General features: G+C 42.8%; 15 protein-coding genes and 1 other annotated feature. Of the genes, 4 read left to right on the top strand and 11 right to left on the bottom strand.

The window, feature by feature from the left end; translation table 11 throughout:
• Positions 1–2 precede the first annotated feature (2 nt).
• The 3 genes from MOJ78_RS02270 to MOJ78_RS02260 all read left to right on the top strand — a co-directional run bounded on the left by MOJ78_RS02270 (position 3) and on the right by MOJ78_RS02260 (position 2,243).
• Positions 3–1,520 carry a tripartite tricarboxylate transporter permease gene (locus tag MOJ78_RS02270; RefSeq protein WP_304979608.1) on the top strand — a complete coding sequence of 506 codons (1,518 nt, stop codon included), beginning with the start codon at positions 3–5 and terminating at the stop codon, positions 1,518–1,520.
• A gap of 168 nt (positions 1,521–1,688) precedes the next feature.
• Positions 1,689–1,934, top strand: coding sequence for a hypothetical protein (locus MOJ78_RS02265; RefSeq protein ID WP_304979607.1), 246 nt, complete (start codon positions 1,689–1,691; stop codon positions 1,932–1,934).
• Positions 1,935–1,946: 12 nt separating this feature from the next.
• Entirely contained in the window at positions 1,947–2,243 is a 297-nt protein-coding gene (locus tag MOJ78_RS02260; RefSeq protein WP_304979606.1) for a YesK family protein, read from the top strand.
• A gap of 151 nt (positions 2,244–2,394) precedes the next feature.
• Here the strand turns inward: MOJ78_RS02260 and MOJ78_RS02255 are convergent, their stop codons facing one another.
• The 10 genes from MOJ78_RS02255 to gatC form a co-directional block, all read right to left on the bottom strand.
• Positions 2,395–3,501, bottom strand: a complete 1,107-nt coding sequence (locus MOJ78_RS02255) for a GerAB/ArcD/ProY family transporter (protein WP_304979605.1) — start codon at positions 3,499–3,501, stop codon at positions 2,395–2,397.
• A gap of 235 nt (positions 3,502–3,736) precedes the next feature.
• Positions 3,737–5,029, bottom strand: a complete 1,293-nt coding sequence (locus tag MOJ78_RS02250) for a Ger(x)C family spore germination protein (protein WP_304979604.1) — start codon at positions 5,027–5,029, stop codon at positions 3,737–3,739.
• Complete coding sequence (locus MOJ78_RS02245; protein WP_304979603.1) at positions 5,026–6,531, bottom strand: spore germination protein; 1,506 nt, start codon at positions 6,529–6,531, stop codon at positions 5,026–5,028. Before MOJ78_RS02245 ends, MOJ78_RS02250 begins: the two co-directional genes overlap by 4 nt.
• 98 nt (positions 6,532–6,629) lie before the next feature.
• Entirely contained in the window at positions 6,630–7,085 is a 456-nt protein-coding gene (locus MOJ78_RS02240; RefSeq protein ID WP_370529755.1) for a DUF420 domain-containing protein, read from the bottom strand.
• A gap of 519 nt (positions 7,086–7,604) precedes the next feature.
• Positions 7,605–9,038, bottom strand: a complete 1,434-nt coding sequence (gene proS / locus MOJ78_RS02235) for a proline--tRNA ligase (protein ID WP_304979602.1) — start codon at positions 9,036–9,038, stop codon at positions 7,605–7,607.
• A 76-nt stretch (positions 9,039–9,114) separates the two neighbouring features.
• Positions 9,115–9,339: a binding site (T-box leader), on the bottom strand.
• 81 nt (positions 9,340–9,420) lie between these two features.
• The gene (locus MOJ78_RS02230; RefSeq protein WP_304979601.1) at positions 9,421–9,981 is read right to left on the bottom strand and encodes a sugar O-acetyltransferase; all 561 of its coding nucleotides are present in this window, start codon (positions 9,979–9,981) and stop codon (positions 9,421–9,423) included.
• A gap of 148 nt (positions 9,982–10,129) precedes the next feature.
• On the bottom strand, positions 10,130–11,065 hold the full coding sequence (locus MOJ78_RS02225; protein WP_304979600.1) for a diacylglycerol kinase: 936 nt from the start codon (positions 11,063–11,065) through the stop codon (positions 10,130–10,132).
• A 397-nt stretch (positions 11,066–11,462) separates the two neighbouring features.
• The gene (gatB, locus tag MOJ78_RS02220; protein WP_304979599.1) at positions 11,463–12,896 is read right to left on the bottom strand and encodes an Asp-tRNA(Asn)/Glu-tRNA(Gln) amidotransferase subunit GatB; all 1,434 of its coding nucleotides are present in this window, start codon (positions 12,894–12,896) and stop codon (positions 11,463–11,465) included.
• 15 nt (positions 12,897–12,911) lie between these two features.
• Positions 12,912–14,369: an Asp-tRNA(Asn)/Glu-tRNA(Gln) amidotransferase subunit GatA gene (gene gatA / locus MOJ78_RS02215; protein WP_304979598.1), complete on the bottom strand. Its 1,458-nt coding sequence runs from the start codon at positions 14,367–14,369 to the stop codon at positions 12,912–12,914.
• A gap of 18 nt (positions 14,370–14,387) precedes the next feature.
• Positions 14,388–14,678, bottom strand: a complete 291-nt coding sequence (gene gatC, locus MOJ78_RS02210; protein WP_304979597.1) for an Asp-tRNA(Asn)/Glu-tRNA(Gln) amidotransferase subunit GatC — start codon at positions 14,676–14,678, stop codon at positions 14,388–14,390.
• 246 nt (positions 14,679–14,924) lie between these two features.
• Between gatC and MOJ78_RS02205 the strand changes: the two genes are divergently transcribed.
• Positions 14,925–15,941 carry a DUF3231 family protein gene (locus MOJ78_RS02205; RefSeq protein ID WP_304979596.1) on the top strand — a complete coding sequence of 339 codons (1,017 nt, stop codon included), beginning with the start codon at positions 14,925–14,927 and terminating at the stop codon, positions 15,939–15,941.
• A 96-nt stretch (positions 15,942–16,037) separates the two neighbouring features.
• Here the strand turns inward: MOJ78_RS02205 and putP are convergent, their stop codons facing one another.
• Entirely contained in the window at positions 16,038–17,543 is a 1,506-nt protein-coding gene (gene putP, locus MOJ78_RS02200; RefSeq protein WP_304979595.1) for a sodium/proline symporter PutP, read from the bottom strand.
• Between the last annotated feature and the right edge of the window lie 105 nt (positions 17,544–17,648).

Here is a 17,648-nt window from a genome sequence, read left to right as displayed (position 1 = left end):
GAATGGAAAACTTACTAATGAGTATCGAGGCAATTTTACAGTGGGATACTTTGCTGTTAATGGTAGTAGGGGTTATTGCTGGTATCATTTTCGGATGCATCCCTGGCTTCACCATCACCATGGCCGTTGCGTTGACCCTGCCTTTTAGTCTCGGATTAGGTCCACTCGAAGGGATTTCCTTAATGATGGGAGTCTGGTTAGGGGGAGCATCAGGTGGACTTATCTCCGCCTGCTTACTTGGTATTCCCGGAACACCTTCAGCTATGGCGACAACGTTTGACGGCTACCCCATGGTCAAAAATGGAGAGCCGGGTAAAGCGCTGGCCATCGGGTTATGGTCCTCTTTTATTGGCTCCATCATTGGTGGTATCATTCTTGTATTGGCCGCTCCGATGCTATCGACAATAGCCGTCAAGTTCGGAGCTTGGGAATTTTTCAGCCTGATGGTGTTTGGATTAAGCGCGATTGCTAGCCTCGGGGAAGGAAATCTGATTAAAGGCTTGATTGCTGGCCTGCTCGGTATGTTTGTCGGGACGATTGGAACAGACCCTCTTCTAGGGGTAGAACGCTTCACCTTTGGATCTGTCGAGATGTTAGCTGGTTTTGCCTTTTTACCCGTACTGATTGGTATCTTCGCCTTTTCACAGCTCCTATCTGAAGCGAAAAACGGGAAAAAGGAAAAGCTTCAATTCAATCAAAATTTAAGCTTATCCTACCCAGTCAGTAAAACGTTAAAGAATATGCTTTCATCATGGGTAAATGTCATCCGCTCATCCATTGTTGGCGTCTTTATCGGTGCGCTGCCAGGTGCTGGTTCAAGCATTGCCAATATTTTAAGCTATGATGTTGCTAAGAAATTATCTAAAAATCCGAAAAAGTTCGGTACAGGAACCAAAGATGGCATCATTGCTGCAGAAACCGCGAACAACTCATCAGAGGGCGGTGCCTTGATTCCTACACTTGCACTAGGGATTCCAGGCAGCGCTGTTACGGTGATGATGATGGGTGCACTTTTAGTCCATGGGATCCAGCCAGGCCCGTACTTCTTTATCTCTGAGCCTGTACTCGCTTATGGAATCTTTCTTTCATTCTTTATTTCTGCCATTTTCATGCTCTTGATCCAATCCTTTGGGATTAAATTCTTTCTGAAGATTAATGATGTTCCGATGCATTATCTAATCCCTGTTGTCATTATTTTATGCGCACTGGGGAGTTACGCGATCAACAACCGGGTTTTTGACATTTGGGTATTGCTCCTGTTCGGCGTTGTCGGGTACTTGCTGAAGCAGAGCAGCTTTTCATTAGCTGCCTTTGTACTCGGTGTCATCCTAGGGCCCCTTACAGAGGAAAACCTGCGGATCGCGATTACAACCAACCCGGACCTGACACTTTTCCTTACTCGTCCAATTTCTGGTGTGCTATTGCTTTTGACGGTTCTTTCGATTGTGTATGCGATTGTTACGGATATTCGCCATAACAAGCGGATGAACACTCCGAATTCAAAAGATATAACAGTTTAATTTATAGTGTAAGGATTATTGAAAGATCATTCCGTTCGTTCGGGATGGTCTTTTTTAGCAGTTGTCCCCTTTCCCCCTTTGCTAATTTCCTATTTTTCAATACGAATCTTTTAAATCCTTTATGATGAATTAAGAAAAAAGGTATATAATGGTAGGGAAGGAGTCGGTTTGAAGTGGACTCATTTTTCTGGCCCGGGCTGGTTTTTTGGGCATTTGGTCTTGATCTCATTTTTCTTATTGTTTTTCTCTGTACTCGTTCGTTCACCGTTATGGTTGGCAATTAGCGGAATTGTTCTGATCCCGTCTGCTCTATATTTTGCGGGTTCCCCAACCCTCTGGTGGATTGCGTTTGTGCCGATCCTCTATATTGTGATGCCATACATGTTAAAGCGTCGACAACAGAAAATTGCATAAGGGGTTTTTCACATGAGCGGAGTCGTATTGATTACGTTATTGAGCTTTAGCTGGATTGTGTTTACGACTGTGGCACTTTATTATCGAAAACGGATCGGTTGGTATATTGCGTCTTATTTTACATTTCAAGCAGGAATCAGTGTATTTGTTACGGGTATAGTTTTTATACGAGGCTGGGAAGGAATGGGCTATGGAATCCTTGGTACGTTTATTGTCGGGGTCGCCTTTTTCCTATGCCTGATTGTTTGGGTGTTCGAATATTCTAAGGACAGGGTTCGGAATGCTGAACAAGAGGGGGACGATTTTTGAATAGCGTTCTGATTGTAGTTGCAAGTCACTCGTTCAGAATTGAAGTGCAGTATCCCTCGTATTGACAAAATGCAGGGAGCTCTGCAGCTGTTAGTCCAATGTTTTTTCCCATCCTACTCTACTCCTTTATTTTTTCAAGTAAGTACCTGACCTAATCTACCTTTGATTCATTTCTTCTTTTTCGGAAGAAGATTACTGTTATCAGCAGAAGCAATAACGGTAATGCCGCCCCCATCAATAGATTCAGCGGTACATAGGATTGAAATAAAAATTCTTTTAGTTCTGCGTAATTTTTGGCAAACAAAATCGACCCTATCCCGATCAGCCAAGCATAAGGAATGATAATAGGCTGATAAACATTTAGCTTCAACGCCTGGGCAGTTCCTAAGCTAAGTCCATAAAAGAACAGAGAGATTCGGACCATTAACCCGACGGTCCAAAATAAAATCGCAATGACATCAAATCGGTTTATCACTTCACCCGCAGTTATGTATCGAACTTCTGAAAAAGTTGGAAAAGCCATTTTAGCGGCTTCGACAGGCCCGAACATTGCAATCGGACCTGTAATTGGCCCAAGGAAAAAGATCAATGTCACAACTGCAACAGAAACACCTGTCTTGACGAGCCTTTTTGGCCGTTTCACATAGGGAAGGATCATACCCAATATCACAAATTCACCAAACCATCCCATTACAGATAAAGAACCTACCCCGACTGGATAAAAGCCTTCCCCCATAATCGGTAGTAAATTGGTGTAGTCCTTCTTCTCCCCCATTGTTAAGAACACAACGCCGATCGCAATGATTACTAAAACGGGAAGCATGATTTGATTAAGGCGTGCTAATGTTTCTAATCCTAAATAAACGATGAATGTTGTTAACAGCAGGATAACGGTCACAAAAGCCCACATAGGTGTCTCCATCATGATTCTCTTATAGGCTTCCGCAAATAGCCTTACTCCTAAAGCAGCCATAAGATAAAAATAAACGAGATATAATACTCCGATAATTTTACCGGGCCATGAAAAGTGATTAAACAAAATTTCGATTAATGTAAGACCTGGAAAGCATTGTGACAGCTTAATAAGCGAAATGATTCCGATCAGCCCCAGGACAGTCCCGATTATTGCCGCTATCCATCCATCTTGCCTGCTTTGTGAAATAATGACCGTCAGAAGAATCAAATGTCCGATGATCGTTAAGGAGGTAATCGCTAACATCGCGGCTTGAATATTACTTATTCTACCTCGTTCAATCATGATCGTTTCCTCCGTTTCATTGCTTTATGGGACTCAGCATATTAAGGATTTTCGATATTGAAGGATCTGCGTAATTATTAATCGCTGTTATACCCGCAATCATCACAAGGATTATAAGGATTAGCTGGGTACTTAATGTTTTGTAATCTCTTTTTTTGAAAATATAGTAAACATGTGAGCCCGTTGTTAGTAAGACAAGCAAAATGAGTAATAAGCTGAATATGATATTCATGACCTACCTCGATTCATTTGATCGACTTGGATTTTCTATTAAACCGTAACGGGATATATTCGTTTTAATCTCTAAATTCACTTTCAATTTCCTCAACTCGCCTTCTCTCCATTGTGGAGCAAGCTTCTCCCATTCTTTAGGATATTTACGGTAAAGTGCTTCTCCAAAGCCAAAAATATCTGTTTGCCATTCTTTCTGTGCTTTGTTTAACACAAGGTTTGCTTCTTTTCTGATATGATCTTCAAGTTGAGCATTTAAACGATCGAAATCATCAGGTTTTATTTTGAACTCCTTACAGGCTATTTCACCAACATCCGCCTCGACTTCTATGTTTACCATCATATTGATTGCTCCGTTTTTACGTTCAGGAATGAATCGGGATTGGCTATCTCTTATTTGTAGAGCAACGGTTCCTTGTTGGTTTTTCCCACAATCCAAAATAACGATTCCATTTTTAATTTCACCTTGAATCCAGAGTAGGCCACGGGTTTCCTTATGAGTTAGAAACCCTTTAAGGTGCCCACCCTTAAAGGCAGCCGTCCCTTGCAAGCTTAAGGCTAGTGGTTTCTTTGGGCTCACACCGTCCTTTTTACCATCGGAAATTGCAGCTCGATTTTTTCCGGTGTCCTTTGCATTTTCAGATCCCTTTTTTTCTGTGTCAACACCATTTTCATTTGCTGGGACAATGAGCCCTGTTATTGGATCTTTGGTGTCGCTAGTTAGATCTTCCAAAAAACTACTTAAATCTTTTACCATAGTCATCGGGCTAAACCGCCTTAACCTAATTAAACGATCCAAGTCCAACCCAAGGGTCGGCTCCAGCATAGGTCCCATTTTCAAAATATCCTTTGCTTTCCCATTTGTTACAAGCAATTTAATGTTCGGACGAAAGTCATTTTCTCTCCTGAAAAAATCTAAAGACGTTTCCATTCTTTCGCGTGCGGCACGCTCACCAAAAATAATCGTATTGATATGTCCTAGGTAAATCCTTTTCGATATGGACCCTGATAGTTTTCCAATTGCCTCAAAGATGTTTTTACCTGTAGCAGTTAGTAAAACGGAATCCCCTTCTCCAGGTATTCCTGCCGTAGAAGTTCTTGAATAGATATTTTCTGGAATTATAACCGCAACTGTAACTACAACGTCACCAGATTCGTTTTCGTCAATTGCCATCATATTGATAATCGCGAGGTCGTCAACCTCATTCGTACTCCAACAACCTGATAGGAATATGGTGTTCAAAAACAAGACAAAGGCTAGGAGACACCGTCGTAAATGCTTACTTTTGTTTCTCACTTATGAGAGCCCCCTTGTTCATCATTGTTGTTCGGTTTTTGGGGATAATTATTGAAACCTGCACGGCGTACATTTTCTACAGCCACTCCTGGCGTGCGTGTTTCTATTGCCCACCACGGTGCTCGTATAAAGACGTCCTTCCACCCTTCTCTTTGTGCTGGAGAAACAGGAGAAGAGTATGGTACTCCAAAAGACCGCAAATTGACCAAATGTGCCAAGCCGAACATTAGAGCCACGAGAATGCCCATAAAACCAAAAAATCCTGCAAGCAAAAGGATTGGAATTCCACAATAACGGATAATTTGATGGAATGCATAATTCGGTAAAATAAAGGAGGTCAATGCTGTAACTGAAACAACGATAGCCATGACCGGGCCGATGATACCTGCTTGAACGGTAGCTTGACCGATCAAAACCAGTCCTAAAATCGTGACAATCGCACCCCCAAGTGGCTTTGGCATTCGTAAACCTGCCTCACGAATGAGTTCGTAGGTGAGTATCAAAAAGATTCCTTCTACTAAGACCGGATATGGCAACGCTTCCCGGTTGGCTGCAAGACGTAATAATAGAGGGGTCTGAAGCAAATCTTGATGTACCGATACCATAGCTACATAAAAAGAAGGGAGTATCAATGTAACAAAAAGGCCAAGAAACCTTATCCAGCGAATCGTCGTCGCAACCAACGATCCATCATAATAATCCTCACTTGAATGAAGAAATTCTACAAACAAAGCTGGCGCGGTCAATACAAAGGGTGTTCCATCTATGAATATCGCGACTTTCCCTTCTAATAAATCTGCACTTACTTTATCTGGACGTTCTGTACTGTAGACCGTTGGGAAGGGTGACTTCGGAGAATCCTTTATCATCGACTCTATATATTGACTTTCCAGCACGCCATCAATCTCAATTCGGTTTAATCGTTGATGAACTTCTTTGACGATATCATCATTGGCTATCCCTTTTAAGAAAACGACAGCTATTTTCGTATTTGTTTGTTTGCCTAACGTCAAATATTCTACTTTTAGAGAAGGTGTTCGTACTTTTCTGCGAATCAGCATTAAATTCGTATCAATACTTTCAATGAATGCTTCCTGTGGACCTCTCACCGTTCGTTCCGTTCTCGGTTCATCAATCCTCCTACTTGTTGAATTGGTCGTGACAAAGGAAAAGACGATGTCTAACTCTTTGAACAACAAAACGGTACGCCCAGATAATATTTCATTGATCATGCTTTTTGTATCATCTGATTCCAAGACACTGCTGAAGGGGTAACGTTCACGGACAATTGAACGGATGTCTTTACCTTGCATCTGTTCATATTTATAAGAAAAAAAACCTTGTTCAATTTCGAACAGTGCTTTATGATCGATCATTTCGGATAAGAAAATAAGAAATCCTGTATTGTTATTTATCTCAACAGGCTTAAAAACAATATCACCACAAGCTTCGAACGTATCTTTTAAGTATGAGATCTTCGTTCCTATTTCCGCAGTACTCATCCGTTCCACCTCCTTCTTGTAGTTTTTCAATAGAAGGTGATAATTATTCCATTTTATACGTCTAGACCGTTAAAAAAACCCGGAAATATCGGCTTTTATTATTTTAAAATAGCATCAATCATGCTTGTAACTGGACCCGGCTCCCATATGACATATAACATCAAATAGACACTTACCCCTGTCGTTGCTGAAATGAACCAGATGACTGCAGTCCACGGACCAATCTTTCTATGTTTTTTAAGCCGCCCCTTTCGGGCAAAGAAAATCGTTAAAATCCCTAAAGCAACACCTGTTAACGCAAGGAATATATGAAAGATGAGGAAGGATGTATAATACGGCTTTATATGATCCGGCCCACCGAAAGAAGTATTACCGATAAGGAGCGTTCTCGAAATATAGATGATAAAGAACAGAACAGCAAAAGAAGCTGCCGTTGCCATCGCCTTTTTATGTGCTTCTTTCCTCCCATTTTTAATGAAATACCATCCGAATGCGACCAGAATGGCACTCACCAAAATACAAAATGTACTTAGCAGCGGTAAAAAATCCACCATACGTTAGACCCCTTATACAAACAATTTGGAAGATGTCACTTTACTTTCTTTTACTTGTTCATTTGAAAATATACTTGTAAGCTCGTTATATTGAACGAAAGGTGCTAGTCACTTATATAAAAATCAGAATCGATTTACGGCCATAAAAATGACTTTTGGGTAATCCGATCGATTTAGGATGCGAAAATTGTAAGCGGACTATAGTCTGTATGCCCCCGAAGAACGTCAGAATAACGTTGTTGAATATTGCGGGAATACGGTGTGTATTTGCGTACCTTGTTAGAAGGGGTAATTCTAAATACGTTAATTCGACCCTGTTTCGTACTTTTTGGATAAAGAAAACTTGGTCCCTAAAGGTCTCTCGCCAAGCCTTGCGTAGGCTAAGCCTCTGTTCGCTTATACTTGGGACGAAAACTTTTCTCCAGCGTCGGTCATTCTTGTTGCTGAAAAGTTCTACTTTCCTAACGTGTAAAAAAGAAGCTGCACCTTTTAAGGTTACAGCTTCTGAAAGTGGGTGAATCAATACGCTTTTCCCCAGTAAACCATGTACTGGGCTTTTTCCCCGCAGCAAACGCATTTGTCGGACAGCTCTTCCTGTTCAAATGGCATACATCGGGATGTCGCTCCGGTATCTTCTTTAATTTTGTCTTCGCATTCGTCGGAACCACACCACATTGCTTTGATAAAACCAGGCTTGTTGGTGAGCGTGTCCGCGAATTCCTCCATCGTTTGGGCAGTTGTTGTTTTATCTTCACGAAGTTGCTTCGCTTTATTGTAGAGATTGATTTGGATGTCCTCGAGCAGTTCGCTGATTTTCACTTCGACTTCATCAAGTGGAACGAACAGCTTTTCACCGGTATCACGTCTGGCCAGAACGACCTGACCTTTTTCAATATCCTTTGGTCCTACCTCTAAGCGGAGCGGAATTCCTTTCATTTCATACTCATTGAACTTCCAGCCTGGTTTTTTATCACTCGCATCAATATCGATACGGGCTACGTGTGCAAGCTTTTCTTTTAAATCATAGGCAAAATCAAGAACGCCTTCTTTATGCTGAGCGATAGGGAGGATCATCACTTGCGTTGGTGCGACTCTTGGCGGAATGACAAGACCTCGGTTATCGCCATGAACCATGATCATCGCTCCAATGATCCGGGTTGTGAAGCCCCAAGACGTCTGATGAACGTACTGAAGATCTCCGTTCTGGTCGCTGTATTGGATGCCGAATGAACGGGCGAACCCGTCTCCAAGATGGTGCGATGTTCCAGACTGGAGCGCTTTTCCGTCATGCATGAGGCTTTCAATCGTATATGTGAATTTCGCGCCTGCAAATTTTTCTTTTTCGGTCTTCTGGCCTTTAACGACAGGGATTGCAAGCACATTTTCACAGATGTCGGCATAGACGTTGATCATTTTCGTCGTTTCTTCATGTGCGTCTTCACTCGTCGCATGACACGTATGACCTTCCTGCCAGAGAAACTCGAGAGTACGGAGGAACGGACGAGTCGTTTTTTCCCATCGCACGACGTTTGACCATTGGTTATAAAGCTTCGGGAGGTCCCGGTACGAGTGAATGATATTTTTATAATGTTCGCAAAAAAGAACTTCTGACGTCGGGCGAACACAGAGGCGTTCTTGCAATTCTTCATCTCCTCCGTGGGTGACCCAGGCTACTTCGGGTGCAAAGCCTTCGACGTGATCCTTTTCCTTTTGAAGAAGACTTTCCGGTATGAACAGTGGCATATAGACGTTCTTATGCCCGGTTTCCTTGATGCTATGATCGAGTTCATTCTTGATGTTTTCCCAAATTGCGTATCCGTAAGGACGGATGATCATTGACCCACGGACCGTGGAATAGTCGATAAGATCCGCCTTTTTGACGACATCGGTATACCACTGTGCAAAATCATCCTCCATCGCGGTAACATCTTTAACAAACACTTTTTTTGACATGGTTCATCACCTCTCGTATTTAGTGTATCTTTCGTTCGAGTTTCTTTTTTAGACAGCAAAAAGACCTTAATCCCACATAAGGGACCAAGGCCTGGCGGTACCACCCTAATTCACAAAGCAAAAATACGTGCTTTGTACTCTCAACTATGTAACGGTAACAACCGCTGAATCTTCACATTACGTACGATCCGATCCAGAGCTCTGAGACAGGTTCAAATGCCATTCTTTAGAAGCCTCTCACCACTGGCTCCCTCTCTTAAAAAGAAGTAAACACTTTACTAATCCTCTTCATCGCTTTTGTATGCATTTTTAAGTACTATACTGGATTCTCGCCATTTTTTCAAGAGCCTATTATGAACATTATGGCCATTAACGGAAAAAATCATAAGTTTTTGATGACCTTCGCTGGGTTTCCGCCGACGACGACATTGGCCGGAATATCCTTTGTGACGACTGCCCCGGCTGCGATTACCACATTGTCTCCAATTTTAACGCCTGGGTTGATGACCGCTTTCCCACCGATCCAAACATTGTTACCGATTGTGACCGTTTTTCCGTATTCTTTTCCGGTGTTTCGTTCGGCTGCATTCAATGGGTGTGTTGCGGTGTAAATATGAACGCCTGGACCGAGCATGCAATTGTTGCCGAACCGTACTTCACATACATCCAAAATGACACAATCAAAGTTCGCGAAAAAGTTTTCACCGGTATGGATATTATAGCCGTAGTCGCATTTGAAGCTCGGTTCGATGTTGACCTCTTCCCCAGTTGAACCGAACAGCTCTTGTAAAAGTTCTGTCCGGCGGCCGTACCCTGTCTCAAGCGTCTCATTGAACGTGCGGGTCAGTCGTCTGGCACGCTCCCGGTCTTTGACCAGCTCTTCCTCCCATGGAACGTACAGTTCGCCCTCCAGCATTTTTTCTTTTTCGGATTTATGTATCATAGGTTCGGTTCACCCCTTTGATCTAATTGCTTTTGGTAGACCTTACACTCTTAGCCTAATTATAAATCTAGAGAGCAAAACGATCGGTTACATAAATCAAAAGACTGACCCTTTGCACTCTATCGCAGCCGGTCAGTCTAATTTGTCGTTAGTCAAGGTCCTCGGGTTCTGGCACCTGTTGTGTGCCTTCATACCGTTCTTTTGAGACGAGCATTTGGAAGTGATGTCTCAAGTTGACGAATTCTCCCGGCAGCAGTCCTCCAAATTCTCCGTCGAGGTTGAGCTGCATCTTTTCGTCGGTATGAATCTTGATGCGGCGAGCTTTTTCATATATGACGTGCGAATCTCGGATATGATCACCTTTAAGTGCAAGCGTTGCAATTCGAATGAATTCGGCTAGGTTCGCTTTTTTTAGAATGACAAGGTCAAACAATCCATCATTGAACTCTGACAATGGCGCAAGTTTTTCAAATCCGCCTACTGAGTTCGTATTTGCAACTAAAAAGAGCATGATTTCACCTTCGAACACTTTGTCATCATACTCGATTTTAACGTTTGTCGGGCGAATTGACGGGAGCATTTCCATTCCTTTTAAATAATAGGCAAGCTGTCCGATCATCGTCTTCATCTGGCTAGGCACTTGATAGGTAAGCTCTGTCAGCTTCCCGCCCCCGGCAATGTTTACGAAGTATTTATCGTTGACGCGTCCGATGTCCACAGGGATTTCGATGCCTTCACATAATACATCGACTGCACGTTCGATTGTACGCGGAATACCGAGCGCACGGGCGAAATCATTCGTTGTACCAGCAGGAATGATTCCGAATTTCGGGCGGTTCGGGAGCTCAGCCATCCCATTGATCACTTCGTAGATCGTTCCATCTCCACCAGCTGCAATCACGAGGTCAAACTCTCGCTCAACGGCTAGATGGGCGGCACGTGTCGCATCGCCTTCATCCTTACATGTGGCATGCGTCGACGTTTCGTAGCCTGCTTTTTCAAGTTTTCCTAAAATATAAGGCAGTTGTCGCTTTACCTGCTCACGACCTGACGTTGGATTATATATTAATCTTGCTCGTTTCATAAAATCACCTATTTTTCCACATTTCTAAAATAACGTTTAATTTACCGGAGTTCACAGCGGTTCGGTCTACCAGTCAATTCGGACTAGCAAAATTCCGAACTCACTTCTACTATATTCCAGTCCATCTTATTATAGTGACCTTCACGTCAAAAAGCAAAACTAAAAATTCGAAAAATTAGGCTGTATATAAAGGTTTTAACACACCATCAAACAGATTAAGCATAGAAGTTTCAGTGTAAGATCTTTAAAAGGTTGCGCTCCCGTTTCGTGCACAAAATGTAGCTCGCGGGCATATAAGACCTCAACACTCGTTTACAACGAATATTTACGTATGCAAATCATCAATAATAACCAATCAGAATTGAAAAAAGCCCTCAGACGGAGGGCTTTTCTCTGATTATCGTTTTTCGATTTCTTCAAGGATGAGTTTGTTGACCATCGGCGGGTTCGCTTTCCCTCTTGTCGCCTTCATAACCTGGCCGACGAGGAATCCGAGTGCCCGGTCCTTACCGTTTTTAAAATCAACAATCGATTGTTCGTTTTCATCAAGGATTCCAGAAACGATGCCTCGAAGCTCACCTTCATCGGAAATTTGCACGAGTCCCTTTTCCTTAACGATAACTTCAGGGTCACCGCCCTTTTCAATCAGCTCTCTAAAAACCTTTTTTGCAATTTTAGATGAGATCGTTCCCTTTTCAATAAGCTCGATCATTTTTGCAAGACCTTCTGGCGTTAATGCGACTTCATCAATTTCTTTATATTCTGCGTTCAAGTAGGCTGAAACTTCACCCATCATCCAGTTGGAAGCGGCTTTCGCATCAGCTCCGTTCGCGAGCACAACTTCAAAGAAATCGGACATTTTTTTCGACTGGGTCAGCACCATCGCATCATATGCCGGCAGTCCAAGATCGTCCATGTAACGCTTCTTCCTTGCGTCTGGAAGCTCTGGAATTTCCGACTTGACCCGTTCAATCCATGTCTCGTCAATCGAGAGTCCGACAAGATCCGGCTCAGGGAAGTAGCGATAGTCGTCCGATCCTTCTTTTACACGCATGAGGATCGTTTGCTTAGACGTCTCATCGTACCGGCGTGTTTCCTGCAAAATTTCGCCGCCTGTCAGCAGTTCTTTTTCCTGGCGAACTTCTTCAAACGCAAGACCCTTTTGCACGTTCGCGAATGAGTTCAAGTTCTTCAGCTCTGCCTTTGTTCCGAACTTCTCCTGGCCGACTGGACGGAGTGAGATGTTCGCGTCGCAACGCAACGAGCCTTCTTCCATTTTACAGTCGGAAACGTCCGTATATTGTAAAATCGCTTTCAGTTTTTCAAGGTACGCATACGCTTCTTCCGGCGTTCTCAAATCCGGCTCAGAAACGATTTCAACAAGCGGTGTTCCTTGACGGTTCAAGTCAACCAATGAATGCGTTCCGTCTTCTGCGTGCATCGATTTCCCTGCGTCCTCCTCCATATGAAGGCGGGTGATTCCGATGCGTTTCTTGTAACCGTCTACTTCGATTTCAATCCAGCCGTTCTCACCAATTGGCTTGTCAAACTGGGAAATCTGGTACGCTTTCGGGTTATCCGGGTAAAAATAGTTCTTCCGATCAAACTTTGTTTCGCGTGTAATGTCACAGTTCAGTGCCATCGCAGCACGCATCGCAAAATCGACGGCTTGCTCGTTAACGACCGGTAAAACCCCAGGATGGCCGAGACAGATCGGGCAAACATTTGTATTCGGCGGTGCACCAAATTCAGTTGAACAGCTGCAAAAAATCTTTGAGTTCGTTTTCAGTTCTGCGTGGACCTCAAGTCCAATGATCGTTTCAAAATGCATTGTCTGTCTCCCCCCTTAAAGTTCCGGTTTCGCATGATGATGGTCGGTCGCTTGCTCGTATGCGTGAGCAACACGATAAACCGTGCTTTCATCAAACGCTTTTCCGATGATTTGTAGTCCAACTGGCAGTCCATTCGATAATCCGCATGGTACCGAAATTGCTGGTACACCTGCAAGGTTGACTGGTATCGTCAAAATATCGTTCGCATACATCGTAAGCGGGTCGTTCACCTTCGCTCCAATTTTAAAAGCGGGAGTCGGTGTTGTCGGCCCGAGAATGACATCGTACTTTTCGAACACCTTGTCAAAGTCATTCTTGATTAGCGTCCGGACACGCTGAGCTTTTTTATAATACGCATCGTAAAATCCAGAGCTTAACGCGAACGTTCCGAGCATGATCCGGCGCTTCACCTCATCGCCAAATCCTTCACTACGTGTTTTGTTGTAAAGCTCCAGCAGGTTCTCAGGGTTTTCTGTGCGAACACCATACCTGACACCGTCAAATCGAGCGAGGTTCGAGGACGCTTCAGACGAAGCTAATAGGTAATAGGTTGCGACACCGTATTTGGAGTGTGGCAGGGATACTTCTTCCCATTCTGCGCCCATTCCTTCTAGTACTTTCAAAGCATCCATGACTTTGTTTTTGACGTCTTCATCGACACCTTCGCCGATGTATTCCTTTGGTACGGCAATTTTTAAACCTTTTACATCACCCGTAAGTGCTGCAGTATAATCATCCTTTGCCACATCGGCTGAAGTTGAGTCCATCTTGTCGTGTCCTGCGATTGCCTGTAGCAGGAATGCGTTGTCTTCAACGGTATTTGTAATCGGTCCGATCTGATCGAGTGAGGATGCAAACGCGACGAGTCCGAAACGGGAAACGCGTCCGTAGGTTGGTTTTAACCCGACAACTCCACAAAAAGCGGCAGGCTGACGAATTGATCCGCCCGTGTCTGATCCGAGTGAGAAAAAGACTTCTCCGGTAGCGACCGATGCTGCTGAACCACCGCTTGATCCACCTGGTACATAGTCGGTGTTCCAAGGGTTACGGGTTTGGAAAAAGCCCGAGTTTTCATTTGATGACCCCATAGCGAACTCGTCCATGTTCAATTTTCCGACCGCAATCGTTTCTGCCTCATTCAGCTTTTCAACAACGGTTGCATCATAAACTGGGTCAAAGTTCGCAAGCAATTGACTTCCAGCCGTCGTGCGTAAATCCTTAGTCGAGATGTTGTCCTTAACACCGATCGGGAGTCCAAATAAAAGTCCTCGTGCTTCATCGGTTCCCATTTTTTCATCGAGAAGCGTCGCTTGTTGTTTAGCAGCCTCTTCGTTCAATGTCAGGAATGCCTTCACCTTGTCGTCGACTTCGTGAATCCTTGAAAACGAAGCATCAATGAGCTCACTTACCTTCATTTCTTTTTTATGTAAAAGCTCATGTAATTCTGAGATCTTTTTATCGTATAACGACATCGTATTCCTTCTCCCTCCCTACTCTAAAACAGCCGGAACCTTAATTAGTCCGTTTTGTTGATCTGGTGTGTTTTTAAGCGCTTCATCACGCGTGAGCCAGTCCTTCACCTTGTCTTCTCTCAAAACATTTTTCAAATCCAATACGTGAGTCGTCGGTTCGACATCGTCTGTATTCAATTCATTCAATTGCTCGGCGTAACCGATAATATCGTCAAGCTGCTTCGTAAACATTTCCGCCTCTTCTTCAGTTACGGCAAGACGAGCTAGCTTTGCAACGTGCTTTACTTCCTCTTTCGTTATTCGGGACACGCATTCCACCTCCATAAAATCGTACGTATTGCAATATACTGATGATACCAAAAAGAACCCGCTAGAATCAATAATCAAGCCGACATAACGGCAAAGTTGAATCGATTTCTTTTTTGTCAGGGAAAAATAAATCCACAAACCCTTCCTGAAGATAAATTAGAATACATATCAAACTCCTAACAAAGAATAGCTATTAGCAGAATTGATCGGTAAACAATACACGATGAATGAGTAGGTGTGAATGGAATGAAAGGGAATAAAGAATTTTTGTCGACTGGAGAGGTTGCCAATTTGTGGACTTCCTATATGAACAATAGTATGGGGATATGTATGAACCAATATGCTCTTCAGGTTATTGAGGATTCTAATATTCGAGATATCTATGAGTTTGCATTAAAATTATCACAAAAAAACATAAAGCAACTAACACGGATATTTAATCGAATCCATTTTCCCATCCCTTACGCATTTACTAATAAAGATATCAATTTGAAGGCACCCCGTTTATTTTCAGATCAATTTCATCTTTTTTACCTTCACGAATTGTCAGTTCATGGTTTATCCGGTTATTCACTTGCATTAACAACGTCTGTATCCCCTGATGTTCGTCAATTTAACGTAGATGCTATGAATTCAACTTCAGAACTTTATAGCAAAACATTAAAACTCCTTCAATCGAAAGGTCTTTATGATGATTTTCCAAAAATCCCAACACCTGAAAGACCTGAAATTGCAGAGAAACAGGCATATCTGGCAGGCTGGTTTGGAGAACATCGACCATTAAATGTTATTGAGATTACAAGTATATTCTCTAACTTGAAAAAAAGCATAATGGCTAAAGCTTTAGCCATTGGATTTAGCCAAACAGCTCAATCAAAAGAAATTCGAGCGTTTATGATGAGAGTCGTCAAGTTGGCTGAGAAACATATTGAATTGTTTAGTTCTGTTCTACATGATGACTTTATCAATTCTGCCGTTTACTGGGACACTCATGTGACCAGTTCACGAGTTGCCCCGTTTTCAGACAAACTGATGATGGTTCATGGTGGATTTATCATTTCAGCTGCAATGACTTATTATGGAACAGGATTGGCTACCAACATGCGTCGTGATCTAGCAGTTCATTATGCTACTTCAATCGCACGAGATTCCAAATTATCTGAAGATGGAATGAACATCATGATCAAAAATGGCTGGCATGAACAACCTCCGCAAGCAGCAAATCGGGAACAATTGTTCAGAAATATAGATGGTACACAATGAACAGTTTACTCACTATATAAAGAAATATTGAAATTGAAATGTCCAATAAGAAAAGACTGCCCGAAGTAAAACTTCGAGACAGTCTTCTTTTAAAAATTAATATTCAGATCCGTTTACTGAATCGAATTCAGTTTGGACTTCCTCTGAAGGCTCTTTGCCCATCAAACTAACGATGATGATTGCAAGGAACGCAAGAATAAATCCAGGAACGATTTCATAAAGGCTGAATGGAATGACTGCTGCTGATTGTTCTGCCCCTTTTGGAGGAGTTGACAGCAACGACCAAGCAACGACTGTAACCGCACCGATGATCATCCCGGCTAGTGCACCATTCCGAGTGATTCGTTTCCAGAATAGTGAAAGAATGATAACCGGTCCGAATGATGCACCGAAACCTGCCCATGCGTAACTTACTAATGTTAGGACTTTACTATTTTCATCTGACGCAATGGTTATTGCAATCAACGCGATTAATACTACTGCAAAACGTCCAACCCATACGAGTTCTTTATCGCTTGCTGTTTTTCGTAAAATCGCTTTGTAAAAATCCTCTGCTAATGCACTGGATGATACAAGCAATTGGGAGTCAACAGTACTCATGATTGCCGCTAGAATAGCCGCCAGTAGAATTCCAGCTACCCAAGGATCGAACAATACTTGAGAAAATAAGATGAACGCTGTCTCTGCTTCTGGCCCTTGAAGTGGGTTATCCGCAAAGTAAGCTATTGCAGCGAATCCTGTGAAGATGGCACCAAATAATGATATGACCATCCATCCCATTCCGATCAAGCGTGCTTTTGGAATATCTTTTGATGAGCGAATTCCCATAAAGCGCACAAGAATATGTGGTTGTCCGAAATAACCAAGACCCCATGCAAGTGAAGATATGATCGCCAATATGCCGAGTCCACTCATTATATCAACATAGGATGCATCCATGCTTCCAACTTGATTGACCGTTGAGCTCCAGCCACCAAGTTTTTGCATTGCTACAATTGGTACAACAATAAGTGCTAAGAACATTAAAATCCCTTGAATAAAGTCCGTCCAACTTACGGCGAGGAAACCACCAAGGAACGTATAAGAAATGATCACTCCAGCACCAATCCATAGTGCCCAACTATAAGACATACCGAATGATGCTTGGAAAAGCTTTGCTCCCCCAACTAGTCCGGAAGCTGTATACACAGTAAAGAAAAATAAAATAACAATTGCAGAAATCACTCGAAGGATTTTAGAGTTATCACGAAAACGGTTTTCAAAATAATCTGGAATCGTGATCGAGTCTTTTGCAACTTCTGTATATTTACGCAAACGCTTTGCAATGAATTGCCAGTTAAGATATGCACCGACTGAAAGACCGATTCCGATCCAAACCCCGTTCATACCTGATGCATAGATCGCTCCTGGCAATCCGAGTAACAGCCACCCACTCATATCCGAAGCTCCTGCACTTAAGGCAGCCACTCCTGGAGTCAGGTTTCTTCCACCTAATACATAATCTGATAAATCATTCGTAAGCCTATAGGATACTACACCGATCCCAAGCATAACGACAAGGTAAATTATAAAAGTAACTAACGTTGGTGTTTCAATGCCCATTTACTTATTCTCTCCCTTCAACAAAATACGATATTATCGACAATACAAAGACTAAAGGCATAGGTACTAGTAACCAAAACCATGTTGCTGCGGATAAACTGAATT

This window comes from Alkalihalobacillus sp. AL-G (genome assembly GCF_030643805.1).
In the GTDB taxonomy this organism is placed as follows: Bacteria; Bacillota; Bacilli; order Bacillales; family Fictibacillaceae; genus Pseudalkalibacillus.
This window is presented reverse-complemented; position numbering and strand designations above follow the sequence as displayed.